Origin of the sequence: Hymenobacter sp. BT18 (assembly GCF_012273015.1) — a bacterium.
In the GTDB taxonomy this organism is placed as follows: domain Bacteria; phylum Bacteroidota; class Bacteroidia; order Cytophagales; family Hymenobacteraceae; genus Hymenobacter; species Hymenobacter lutimineralis.
In genome coordinates, this window is the sequence record NZ_CP050954.1 from 1,880,629 (window position 1) to 1,892,405 (window position 11,777).

14 protein-coding genes are annotated in these 11,777 nt (G+C 57.7%); 6 read left to right on the forward strand and 8 right to left on the reverse strand.

All coding sequences use genetic code 11. The annotated features are described in order from the left end of the window. The first annotated feature begins 52 nt into the window (after positions 1 to 52). The 3 genes from HER32_RS07950 (at position 53) to frr (ending at position 2,054) form a co-directional block, all read left to right on the forward strand. Positions 53 to 553, forward strand: coding sequence for an acetyl-CoA carboxylase biotin carboxyl carrier protein subunit (locus HER32_RS07950; RefSeq protein ID WP_149069448.1), 501 nt, complete (start codon positions 53 to 55; stop codon positions 551 to 553). 55 nt (positions 554 to 608) lie between these two features. Further along, positions 609 to 1,379 (forward strand): UMP kinase, encoded by a 771-nt coding sequence (gene pyrH, locus HER32_RS07955; RefSeq protein ID WP_149069449.1) that lies wholly within the window; start codon positions 609 to 611, stop codon positions 1,377 to 1,379. 111 nt (positions 1,380 to 1,490) lie between these two features. After that, on the forward strand, positions 1,491 to 2,054 hold the full coding sequence (gene frr / locus HER32_RS07960) for a ribosome recycling factor (RefSeq protein WP_168681486.1): 564 nt from the start codon (positions 1,491 to 1,493) through the stop codon (positions 2,052 to 2,054). A 68-nt stretch (positions 2,055 to 2,122) separates the two neighbouring features. On the opposite strand, the gene nadD is transcribed toward frr, so the two are convergent. The 7 genes from nadD to HER32_RS07995 all read right to left on the reverse strand — a co-directional run bounded on the left by nadD (position 2,123) and on the right by HER32_RS07995 (position 7,439). Next, positions 2,123 to 2,710 carry a nicotinate (nicotinamide) nucleotide adenylyltransferase gene (gene nadD / locus HER32_RS07965; RefSeq protein WP_149069451.1) on the reverse strand — a complete coding sequence of 196 codons (588 nt, stop codon included), beginning with the start codon at positions 2,708 to 2,710 and terminating at the stop codon, positions 2,123 to 2,125. After that, complete coding sequence (gene gmk, locus HER32_RS07970; protein WP_149069452.1) at positions 2,707 to 3,291, reverse strand: guanylate kinase; 585 nt, start codon at positions 3,289 to 3,291, stop codon at positions 2,707 to 2,709. Before gmk ends, nadD begins: the two co-directional genes overlap by 4 nt. A 9-nt stretch (positions 3,292 to 3,300) precedes the next feature. Further along, complete coding sequence (locus HER32_RS07975; protein ID WP_149069453.1) at positions 3,301 to 3,585, reverse strand: hypothetical protein; 285 nt, start codon at positions 3,583 to 3,585, stop codon at positions 3,301 to 3,303. 20 nt (positions 3,586 to 3,605) lie between these two features. Further along, on the reverse strand, positions 3,606 to 4,244 hold the full coding sequence (locus tag HER32_RS07980; protein ID WP_168681487.1) for a sigma-70 family RNA polymerase sigma factor: 639 nt from the start codon (positions 4,242 to 4,244) through the stop codon (positions 3,606 to 3,608). 68 nt (positions 4,245 to 4,312) lie between these two features. Continuing rightward, complete coding sequence (locus HER32_RS07985; RefSeq protein ID WP_168681488.1) at positions 4,313 to 5,617, reverse strand: O-antigen ligase family protein; 1,305 nt, start codon at positions 5,615 to 5,617, stop codon at positions 4,313 to 4,315. Further along, positions 5,617 to 6,678 carry a glycosyltransferase family 9 protein gene (locus HER32_RS07990; protein ID WP_168681489.1) on the reverse strand — a complete coding sequence of 354 codons (1,062 nt, stop codon included), beginning with the start codon at positions 6,676 to 6,678 and terminating at the stop codon, positions 5,617 to 5,619. The genes HER32_RS07985 and HER32_RS07990 overlap by 1 nt, the downstream gene beginning before the upstream one ends. Continuing rightward, positions 6,675 to 7,439 carry a glycosyltransferase family 2 protein gene (locus HER32_RS07995; RefSeq protein WP_168681490.1) on the reverse strand — a complete coding sequence of 255 codons (765 nt, stop codon included), beginning with the start codon at positions 7,437 to 7,439 and terminating at the stop codon, positions 6,675 to 6,677. The genes HER32_RS07990 and HER32_RS07995 overlap by 4 nt, the downstream gene beginning before the upstream one ends. A gap of 145 nt (positions 7,440 to 7,584) precedes the next feature. Here HER32_RS07995 and HER32_RS08000 point away from each other — a divergent pair, with 145 nt between their 5' ends. Further along, complete coding sequence (locus HER32_RS08000) at positions 7,585 to 8,379, forward strand: T9SS type A sorting domain-containing protein (protein WP_168681491.1); 795 nt, start codon at positions 7,585 to 7,587, stop codon at positions 8,377 to 8,379. Between the two features lie 75 nt (positions 8,380 to 8,454). Further along, a complete protein-coding gene (locus HER32_RS08005; protein WP_168681492.1) occupies positions 8,455 to 9,330 on the forward strand; it encodes an SDR family oxidoreductase in 876 nt (291 codons plus the stop codon). Positions 9,331 to 9,466: 136 nt separating this feature from the next. On the opposite strand, the gene ahcY is transcribed toward HER32_RS08005, so the two are convergent. Next, positions 9,467 to 10,786 (reverse strand): adenosylhomocysteinase, encoded by a 1,320-nt coding sequence (gene ahcY, locus HER32_RS08010; protein WP_149069460.1) that lies wholly within the window; start codon positions 10,784 to 10,786, stop codon positions 9,467 to 9,469. 366 nt (positions 10,787 to 11,152) lie between these two features. Here ahcY and HER32_RS08015 point away from each other — a divergent pair, with 366 nt between their 5' ends. Beyond that, positions 11,153 to 11,746, forward strand: coding sequence for a hypothetical protein (locus HER32_RS08015; RefSeq protein ID WP_168681493.1), 594 nt, complete (start codon positions 11,153 to 11,155; stop codon positions 11,744 to 11,746). Positions 11,747 to 11,777: the final 31 nt, after the last annotated feature.

Below are 11,777 nucleotides of genomic sequence, written 5' to 3' on the forward strand. Positions count from 1 at the left end.
TGAGATTTGGCCTATCTTTAGGCCCCTTTCCGCCCGTCTCACCCCGCCCAAGATGCTTCAAATTACTGCCAATTCTGGCCAGGTATGGGAGGTTGATTTCCGCCCCGACGCCATTACTGTTCAAGATCAGCCGTTTACCTGGGATATTACTACGCTGGGCAACGGGCAGTATCATCTCCTGCACGAAGGACGTTCTTTTTCGGCGGAGGTTGTACATATCGACTACACAAACAAGCTAGTTGAGCTGAAGATCAACGGTCAGCCGATGCAACTGCAAGCCAAAGACCGGTTTCAGCTTTTGCTGGACAAGCTGGGCTTGGGTGCGGCGGCAGCGCAGAAAATAAACCAACTGAAGGCGCCCATGCCGGGTCTCATCGTAGACATCCGGGTGCAGCCCGGCCAAGCCGTACAGAAGGGAGACGCACTGCTGGTACTGGAAGCCATGAAGATGGAGAACATTTTGAAGTCGCCGGCTGATGGGGTAGTAACGGATGTGAAAGTGCAGCTGCGCGACAACGTCACCAAAGGTCAGATTCTTATCCAATTCAGCTAGCGCACCAACCATCTGGTTTTGCGGCTGTCTTTTTCTCACGCAAATTTCTTCCGTTTTGAAGTATACCCGAATCCTTCTCAAGCTCAGTGGCGAGGCGCTGATGGGCAATCAGCAGTATGGTATTGATGCCGAGCGGTTGATGCAGTACGCTGAGGAAATTAAGGCCGCGGCCGCCACGGGCACGCAGGTGGCCGTGGTGATTGGCGGCGGCAATATTTTTCGGGGAGTACAGGCCGAAGCCTTTGGCCTTGACCGGGTGCAGGGCGACTATATGGGCATGCTGGCTACCGTCATCAACTCCATGGCCCTACAGAGCGCTCTGGAAAAGCTCAACGTAAACACCCGTTTGCTATCCGGGGTTACCATTCAGCGGGTTTGCGAGCCGTACATTCGTCGCCGGGCCCTCCGCCACCTGGAAAAGGGCCGCGTTGTGATTTTTGGGGCCGGCATCGGTTCCCCTTACTTCACTACCGACTCGGCAGCCTCGCTGCGAGCTATTGAGATTGAAGCCGACGTCGTCCTGAAAGGCACCCGCGTGGATGGTATTTATACCGCCGACCCGGAGAAAGACCCCACGGCCGTGCGCTACCCCGAAATTACCTTCGAGGAGGTAATGGAGAAGAACCTGAACGTGATGGACATGACGGCCTTCACGCTTTGCAAGGAGAATAACCTGCCCATTATCGTATTTGATATGAACAAGGGAGGTAACCTGCAGCGCCTGATTGCGGGTGAAACGGTGGGCACGCTGGTGAAGATGGGTACGGCCCCAGCCCCTAAATTTGACGCTCAACCCAGCACGTTGCAACCTACCACCGAGGCCTAAGCTGCTACCAGCTACATGGCTGAATGGTTAAATGGTTGCCATGTAGCTTTCCTTCCGGAAATTCAACCAACTTTCTCACTTAGCCATTTAACCATTCAGCTAACAGATCAAATGGACGAAGAAATTAAATTCTACCTGGACGAAGCAGAGGAGTCCATGGGCAAAGCCCTCCAGCACACAAGCCTGGAACTAAGCCGTATCCGCGCGGGCAAGGCCTCACCGGCCATGCTTGAAGGCCTGCGCGTAGATTACTATGGCACGCCCACTCCCGTAAGCCAGGTAGCCAACATTGCCACCCCCGATGCCCGCACGCTGTTCATCAAGCCGTGGGAAAAGAATATGCTGGGGGAGATTGTGAAGGCCATTAAAAACAGTGACCTGGGCCTGAACCCGCAGTCGGATGCCGAAGGGGTGCGCCTCAACATTCCGCCCATGACGGAAGAGCGCCGCCGCGACCTGGTAAAGCAAGTGAAGTCCGAATCGGAAAGCGGGAAGGTGCGGATTCGCGGCATTCGGAAGGATGTCAACGATGCGCTCCGCAAGCTGCTGAAAGACGGCGCTTCGGAAGATGCTATCAAGGACGCCGAAGCCAAGGTACAGAAAGCAACCGACAGCTACATTGTGAAAGTAGATGATCTGGTCAGCAAGAAAGAAGCTGAAATTATGACCATCTGATGGTGCTCCGTGTACCAAACAAATGTCCCCACCAAGCGCGCTTGGTGGGGACATTTGTTTGGTACGGGTTACTGGCTTTGCTGCCAGTAACGGTTGTTGCGTATGATTTCTTCAACGGCAGCGGGCACCAAGTACCGGATAGACTTGCCCGAACGCACGGAAGCGCGAATGAAAGTGGCTGAAATGTCCAGCAGTGGCGCTTCTACAATCGTGACGGCGGTAGGCACATCTGCCGGCGCTGGGCTCCCCGGGCGGGGATAAACGTAAAGAGCATACTCGGTCAGAATTCGGTTTGCGTCTTTCCAGCGCGGCAGCCCCGGGAGGTTGTCTCCGCCCATTAGCACCACAAACTCATACGATGGATATTGCTTAGCCAGCACATCTAGGGTATGAATGGTAAAATTGGGCTTGGGCAGCCCAAACTCAACATCCAACACCCGCAGCCGGTCATTCCCAGCAATAGCGGCTTCCACCAGTGCATAGCGGTCCGCTTCTGGTAAGAGGTCTTCGCCTACCTTAAAGGGGCTCTGCGGCGACACCACAAGCCAAACCGCGTCCAGATCGGTACGGGTGGCCATGTGCTCGGCCAAGATGAGGTGGCCGGTATGAATCGGGTTGAAAGAACCGAAAAGCAAGCCAATTTTCTGTCGACTCACAGAATCTCCGCGTCAGCTTGGATGAAGTCCCGTACGAGCTTTTCGGCCTGTGCCGTAGCCGTATCTAAGTCGTCGTTCACAATAACCTCATCAAACCGGTCTTCAAATGCCAGCTCGAAATTGGCCTTATAAAGCCGAGACGATATGCTAGCGGCCGAGTCGGTAGCCCGGGCCCGCAGGCGCTGTTCGAGTATTTCCAGTGAAGGAGGCTTCACAAATACAGCTAGCGCCCGGTCTTTGTAGAACTCCTTAATGCTGAGCCCGCCTTTCACATCTACGTCCAGCACAGCGTGTTTGCCGCTTTCCCAGATGCGCTCTATCTCCGACTTAAGCGTACCATAAAAGGCTCCCTCGTACACTTCCTCCCATTCCACGAATTCGTCGTGACGGATTTTGTCCTGAAACTCTTGTACGGAGATGAAGTGATAATCTTTTCCATTGGTCTCACTGCGGCCGCGCCGGTCACGCGTACACGCTGAAATAGAAAAGCTTAGCTCCGGAATGCGTTCCAGCATTCGGTGCACAATGGTGGTTTTACCGGCGCCAGAAGGCGCGGAAAAGGCTATAATTTTCCCCTGCATGGGGCAAAATTAGGCCATTTCTACATTCAAACGCGCCAAGATGTGATGCGAAAGGGCTGAAGGAGCCTCTTTGCGGCCCACATGCTGCCCCAAGAAGTGAATAAACACCTGCTGCTTTTCGATGGTATCGAAGCAAGGAGAGCAATCCTCGGCATGGTTTATGAAGTATTCCTCGTCCTCCACGCTGGGAGCACGGCCTTCAACTAGTTGGTCCAGTATGGTATTCACACGTTCACAGTCGGCGCCGTTAGCGTCAGCGGCCGGTTGGTCTTTTTTTGTAGAGGTTAGGTCCATAGTCGGTAGGCGGGAGAGGGTTAATCGTGGTCTTCAGCATCTTCCTCAGCTTCAGCACTATTGCCGTAGCCGATAGATTGCGCGTATTTCTCTAGTTTGTCTTTCAAAAAGTTACGAGCTCGGTGCAGGCGCGAACGAACCGTACCGATGGGAATATCCAGCACCTTAGCCATTTCCTCGTACGTGAATCCTTCCAGATCACACAGGATAATGACGGTGCGGAAATCCACCGGCAGCGAGTTCAGGGCGCTGGCCACTTCGTCGCCGATGAGGTCACGTACAGACTGCTGCCGCATGTCCGACGACGTGCTTCCCACGTCGCCCTCAGCCTCCACGTCTTCCGTATTGTAGTAGCCTTCAATTTCGCTGTAGTCGACTTTGGCGGGCTGTTTACTTTTTTTACGGAAGTCGTTGATGAATGAGTTTTTCAGGATGCGAAACAGCCAGGCTTTGGCGTTGGTTCCCGGCTCAAAGTATTCGAAGAAGCGGTAAGCCTTCATATACGTCTCTTGCACCAAGTCATTTGCGTCGTCCTCATCGAGCGTGAGCCGGTACGCAAAGTTGTACAAAGAGTCTATTACCGGCATCAGTTCAGCCTGGAACCGGCGGTCTTTCTCTTCTTTCGATAATTTGGAAACGCGTTCGGGAGAATCGCTCATGGGGTGCTAAGAAGTTACAGTAGCCGGTGGATGGTGGCACCGACACGGGTAGCAGCTAAATGTACGGATTATGACGATTCCAGCATGTAGGACTCGGCAAGAGAATCTGTCAGCCACCGTCTTTCGGCAGCCACCAACAGAAATCCATAGCAAAAAACAAAAAGGTTAAAACTAATCTGAAGCTCCAGCAACGAATCGGCCAAGATGGCTACCGCGTGCAGCAGCAGGAAATGATACACGTACGCGTTTTGCCACCGCCCGGGTTGCAACAGCGGACCAAAGAGCACCAGGAGCCACAAACTCAGGCCCAGCACTCCTCCCCCAACCAGCTGATGCAGGTATTGGTTATGAATCATCACCCGGTTGGCGGGCAACAGGCCAAAGCTGTGTTGGGCATACTGCGCCATCATGGCTGAGCGCACATCGGCCGGGGCCACGCCCACCCACGGCTGCTGCCGTACCAGGGCCAGAGCCGTGTGCCAGGCGGCCAGCCGCTTCGACAAGGAATAGTTGTTGATATCGTGGTGGAGCGTAAACTGCTCGATATCGAAGAGCGTAGCCGCTACCCGGTTGCGCACGGCAGGCAGCGTATGATAGGCTGCTGGCGGCCCCAGCAATAGCAGCAGCAGTAACCCTAAGCCCAATACCCACCGCCGCCGGAACAGCAGTACTACCAATGTATCGATGCACAGGATGGCGTAGAAAACCAGCAGGCCCGTACGGTACGCGAGGATGTGCAAAGCTCCAACACAGATTAGCACGGCACCGGCCGCCAGCAGGCGCTGGAAGTCGGGTGCCGACTTACGGGTATACAGGAACACCCCGCCCACCAAGGCAGCCAGGGCCAGCATCAGGCTGAAGTGAATGTGAAAAATGCCCGTGATGGACGGCAGGCTCGGGCCCAGCCCAAAGGTGTCATTCGTGAATGTGTGCTGCTGCGCGTACCGCGCTATAGTGCCTAGTGCAACAAGCGCTGTCCCCCCCAGAAAGCCCCCGGCTACCCATTTCCGCTGCCGCGCGGACAAGGGTACGCTCAGGCCAAAAGCCAGCGGCACCCCCAACAAGGGCAACTGCCGGTAAACCTCGTGGCGCCACACGGTCCAATCGGAGGTGTACACAGCACTTACCCACCAGAACCCGTAGAGCAGCGCCGGAAACCAAACGGTACGAAGCTTTTTGTAACGGGCCCACTGCCGGCGCAGATCGGGATTAGTCAGTGCCGCTGCCACGCCCACCAGCGGACTAAGGGCTATCAGAGCCCGCGAAGCCAGCAGCCCGGTGACGCCCGCCAGGCAGGCGAGCAGCAGCAGATACTGCGACAGGCGTCCCTGCCGGTATAGCTTGGCCGCAGCAGCGAATCGGGTAGTAACCATCAGCAGACGTTAGAGCTGGGGGAGCCGGCGGCCTCAGATGTAACCCAGCGCACTACTTGGGTCAATACGGCTGATGGCTCCACCGCCTTGATGCAGACGCAGCTGGCGGGCTGCGTCCGGCAGTCCTGGCAATTCGGTTTATCGTGCACCAAATAGTGGGCGTATGGGCCCAGCGGCGCCCAGCGGCCGGGGTGCATGGGCCGGATGGGCGGGTATAGCCCCAGCGCGTGCCGGCCCAGCGCGGCGGCCAAGTGGAGCGGGCCGGTACTACCCGCCACCAGCCCATCGGCGGCGGCAATGAAGGCCAGGAACTCCGGTAGGCCAAGCTGCCCCGTCAGGTTGGCGGCCAGGTAAGCCGCATGTGTCTGGAGCCAGGCCTGCAGCTCCTCACCCTCGGCGGCGGTACCGGTAATAAATACCCGGTGGCCAGCCTGGTGCAGCAACCGCGCCAGTACGCCAAAATGGGGCAAGCCCCACTCCCGGGCACTGCCTCGGCTGCGGGGATGCAGAATAAGGTTGAGCTGCCCGGGCTGGCGCGCTTCCAACAGTTGCTGCAGTTCAGGCCGGAGCGGAACAGTTGGCGTTAGCCGGACGAGGGAAGCAACTTCGGGCAGTGGCACTACGCGCGTTGGGTCGAGGGGGCGCAGCAGCTGTAGGTTCAGCTGGGCTTCGTGCAGGGGTGAGTGGCGGCGGCTGAGCGCCACCAGGCTAGTACAGGTAAGCCAGTGAAACCACCGGTTCCGGGTGCCGATGCGGTTCCGAATGCCCGCTTTGCGAGCCAGCCAGGCAAGTTGCTGGTTGGGAAAGACGTGCAGTACCGTATCGGCCTGAGTATTTCGCAGGGCCGCTACCTGGGCGACCGGGGTGAGCTGCTGCAGCGCGTCGAAGTTCACGAAGGCATCTATCCAGGGGCATGCCTCGGCTACGGCCTGGGTATAGGTGCGGCCCAGCAGCAGCACCCGGCACCCCGGAAACAACTGCTTCAGGCGGCCGGCCACGGGCAGGGTCAGCACCACGTCCCCAATGGCATCAGTGCGACTGATCAGGAAAGTGCGGCTCATGCGGAAGCTTTGGTTTTGAGCTTGGCAAATTTGAGGAACACGCCCCAGGCTGAAATCATGGCAATGCTCAGACCCGCAAACCCATCGAGGAAGCCGCGCCGCAAAAAGTACCCGTGCACGAACTTCCACCAGGGTTTGAGCAGCAAATGAAACACCGATACCTGGCGCCGACCACGCAGCCACAGTTCATCAGCCGCAATGCTGGTAAAGCGGTTAAGCTGCTGCACGTGCTGCTCCACCGAGTTATAAGAGTAGTGCAGCACGTCGCCGACCAGAGGAACGGGCGCGGGCTGACCAATAGCCAGCTCATACCGCTCGTGCAGCAGCAGGCCCTCCCATTGCCCCAAGCGCCGGTCGTAGAGGCGTAGTTTGCGGTCGGGGTACCAGCCGCCGTGGCGCACCCAGGTGCCGCAGTAGTTGGTGAGACGCGCCACGGTGTAGCCGGCCCCGTGCCAGTGCTGCTTGGCCTGACGGATGCTTTGGCGCAGCTCCTCCGTCAGCACTTCATCAGCGTCGAGTTGTAGCACATGATCGTAGCGGGCCTGGGCGGTAGCAAAGTTCTTCTGCTGCACGTAGCCCTCGAAAGCGTGCTGCACCACGCGTGCGCCCCACTGCCGGCTGATTTCCACGGTGGCATCGGTGGAAAAGCTGTCGACCACCACCACCTCATCCGCCACCGCGCGCACGGCTTCCAGGCAGCGGGCAATGTTGGCTTCTTCATTGAAGGTGATGATGACGACGGACAGCGGTACAGCAGGCATAGGCAAGCAAATATCGGGGTTTTGCCGGGGAGGTAGCGCATAGACTTGCCCCGCCTTGGCTGGCCCGGCTCCGCCTTCGCCGTCAGGTTACCTTACGCGGGACACAGGTATTAGCAGTATCTGCTGCTTTATTTAACCGTTACGTATGCGTGTTCTGCTGTTGCTTCCGCTGGCGGCGGTTCTGACGGGCTGTGAAGAGCCCGTGGCCGTGTTTGAAGCCTTTGAGCTACCCCGCCCGGTGAACATGGCCCGTGTACTGGGGCCAGCCCCACTGCTGCTGGGCCAAGATACCCTGGCGCTACGGCTGCGCTACGCACCGGCTACCGGGGTCACTACCTTTTGGGTGCAAACCGACTCCTCCGACCACAGCTGGTTTGCGGCCCGGGCTTTCCGATACCGGGGCTTATACTACCTGGTGGAAAACCAGCCCGAGGACGGCTACCGGATCCACGCCGTGCGCATCGGGCGGGGCCAGGTGCAGGGCCTGGGCACCGGCTACCGGCAGATGCGCGCCCTAAGCGAGGCAGTATGGCAGGGCCGCTTCCCGCAGCTGCTTTCGCCCGCTGGCGACAGTATGCGCCTGCGCTACGACCGGCAGCGGCTTCGGGCGTTCTATACCGCACAGGTTGAGAGCTTCGCGCCCTATGCGGTGGTGGACGAATCGACTGCTTCTCTTCGCTCCGACCTCATAGAAGCTCAAGCCGCCGCGCCCGGCCTGTACCCCAATCCAGCCAGCACCACCGCTACACTTACTCTGGCTGAAAGCGGCGCCCGAGAGGTAAGCCTCTACACGAAACAAGGCCAACTTCTTCGCTCCTACCTTGTTTTCACTGCGTCCCTGGCCCTGCCGGTGGATGATTTACCTAATGGTCTTTACCTGGTGCGCGTAAAACAAGCCGGTAAAGCATCCGCTACCCTGCGCCTGCAAGTAAGCCACTGACCGAGGCTATTTTTAACGCTGCCCTGCCGCCTTCGTATAGCGGTTCGTCTGTCAGCTCTTACTTCTGAATTACGCATGAGCGAAGTTTCTCCTCCCATTGCCCTTGTTACCGGTGCTACCTCAGGTATCGGCGAAGTAACTGCCCGGGCGCTGATCCGGCAGGGCTACCACGTAGTGCTGCTGGCCCGCAACGCCACCAAAGCCGCCCGCACCCAGCAGCAGCTACAAGAAATTGCGCCCCCGGGTAGCCGCACCGACGTACTGCTTTGCGACCTATCGGACCTGGCACAGGTGCGGCGGGCGGCCGCAGAGTTCAACCAGCGATACGCCCGCCTGGATGTGCTGGTAAACAACGCCGGGCTGGTGTTCGGCGCAGAGCGCGAAACCTCCGCCGATGGGTACGAAATGACGCTGGCTACCAACCACCTGGGGCCGTTTTTGCTCACCAGTCTGCTCCTCGATAAGCTTCGTCAGAGCCCGGCGGCGCGCATCGTCAACGTGGCCTCCGTGGCGCACCAGTTTGCCCGCCCCAACCTGGACGACCTGAATGCCACCCGGCAGTACTCACCTATGCGGGCTTACGCCAACTCTAAGCTGTTTAACATCCTGTTTACCCAGGAGCTGGCTCGGCAGCTGCGGCAGCGCGGTATTACCAACGTGAGCACCAACAGCCTGCACCCGGGCGTAGTGGCCAGCAACTTCGGCAGCAACTCTACCTGGCTTACGCGGGCATTCTACAAGGTGGCGTCCCCGTTCATGACGACTTCTGAGGACGGAGCTCAAACCAGCATTTACCTGGCCACGGCGCCGGAAGTGGCCGGCACCAGTGGGGGCTATTTTGTAAAAAAGCGGCCGGCGCCCGTAAAGTCGGCCTTCAATACTCCGGCAAATGTGCAACGGCTCTGGCAAGAGTCAGAACGGATGGTGGGCCAGCCGTTTTTTGCGGCTTGACTTATTGTCTCACGCAGCGTACACGCGTAGTTTTTCCCTAGCCGCCTGAGTATTCCTTGGTTTTCGGTTGAACAATAAAAACCCGCCCGGCACAGTGCCGGGCGGGTTTTCACGTTAGGCCAGATGGCGTAGTCGCTTAGTAGCGGTACAGGTCCGATTTGAAAGGACCCTGCGCGTCTACCCCGATGTAGCTGGCTTGCTTGGGCTTCAGCTCATCCAGCTCCACCCCAATTTTGGCGAGGTGCAGGCGGGCTACCTTTTCGTCGAGGTGCTTGGGCAGGGTGTACACCTGGTTTTCGTACTTATCGGCGTTCTGCCACAGCTCCAGCTGAGCCAGCGTCTGGTTGGTGAAGGAGTTCGACATCACAAACGAGGGGTGGCCGGTGGCGCAGCCCAAGTTCACGAGGCGACCCTCCGCCAGGATAATCACCTCTTTGCCCTCAATGGTGTAGAGGTCAACCTGGGGCTTCACGGTGTCCTTGGTATGGCCGTAGTTCTTGTTGAGCCAAGCCATGTCAATTTCATCGTCGAAGTGGCCGATGTTGCAGACAATGGCTTTGTCCTTCAGAGCACGGAAGTGCTCCTCCGTGATGATGTCGCAGTTGCCGGTGGCCGTTACCACGATGTCGGCTTCTTTGATAGCGTTTTCCATCTTCTTCACGGCGTAGCCATCCATGGCAGCCTGCAGAGCGCAGATGGGGTCAATTTCCGTAACGATAACGCGGGCACCGGCCCCACGCAGGGAAGCAGCCGTGCCTTTTCCTACGTCGCCGTAACCGGCTACCACGGCAATTTTACCGGCCATCATTACGTCGGTAGCGCGGCGGATAGCATCTACTGCCGACTCTTTGCAGCCGTACTTGTTGTCGAACTTCGACTTAGTCACGGAGTCGTTGATGTTGAAGGCAGGCATGGGCAACGTGCCGGCTTTCACACGGTCCAGCAGGCGCAGCACGCCCGTGGTGGTTTCCTCGGAAATGCCTTTGATGCCGGGAGCCAGCTCGGGGTACTGGTTCAGCACCATGTTGGTGAGGTCTCCGCCATCGTCCAGAATCATGTTCAGGGGCTGACGCTCCGGACCAAACCACAGGGTTTGCTCAATGCACCAGTTGAACTCTTCCTCGTTCATGCCTTTCCAGGCATACACAGGAATACCGGCGGCGGCAATGGCGGCGGCGGCATGGTCCTGGGTGGAGAAAATATTGCACGACGACCACGTAACATCGGCGCCGAGCTCTTTGAGCGTCTCGATGAGGACGGCCGTTTGAATGGTCATGTGCAGACAGCCGGCAATGCGCGCTCCGGCCAGCGGCTTGCTGGCGCCATACTCGGCGCGCAAGGCCATCAGACCAGGCATTTCAGCTTCGGCCAAACGGATTTCCTTGCGGCCCCATTCGGCCAGCGACATGTCTTTTACTTTGTACGGAACGAAAGCCGTGGTTTTGGTATCCACCATGATGCAGAGAAAGTTTGCGAATCAACCGCAAAGGTAACCAAATTGTTAGGGAGTTGTGCGGCGAAACCAGAACCAGCAGCTAGTAGTCGAAGCGGTATTTTGGTCAACTTTCGGGCTGCCTACACTTTTTCCGGCGCGTAGCCGTTAGCACGTCGGCAATCAGCCGCCTTATTATGGAGCGTATGCTGGTGGCTATGCCTACCGTTCACCGAAAAGTATAATAATAGCGTAAATAAATTTTATTATATTTTTCTAAAATATTTTTCATGCATTGAACGCAAGTGAATGAGCAGCTGTTGGCGTCGAAACAAATATTTAACGGCGGCACAGTATACATAGTCTTGTGCTTATTCTTAAATTTGTACCATGCTCTCCACAACCACACACACCTCGCGCTTCCTCACGGCTTTGTTTCTGTTGCTTGCCTTGTCGGTTTCCGGCGTGTGGGCACAGTCGGGCACTCCCCTGCAGCTCAGCCCTGAAGACCAGGACCGGGAGTACAATGGTCCCCAGAAAAACTTTTTCTTTCAGGTAGAAGGCGAAAAGGAGTACCGGGATGCCGGTTTCTTCGGCCAGCGGCTGCGTCCTTACCTGGCTGGCAACGCCCAGGCCGAAGAGTACCTGAACAACTACCGCCGGCAAAAGTGGCTGTACCTAGGTGAGCGGGCGGTGCTTTTGGGAGCTATTGGGGTATATGGTCAGCAAGTACTGGCCAAGGATGAGCAGCAGTACTTCAATGACACGCAGAAAGGCGCTATCGGCGTAGCTGCCGTCAGCCTGCTGGCCAATATCCTGATCAACCGCAACACCAACTGGCACTTTCGGCGGGCCCTGGAGGCGCACAATGCTAACCTGCCCTCGGCGCATGCGCAGTCCTGGCAACAGGTATTGCCCACAAACGTAGGAGTAGCGGCACTAGGTGGCCGACCGCAGCTGGTGCTGCGCTGGTCGCTGCAGTAACGTAACTTAGCCGCCGAGTTTTCTGCGAATC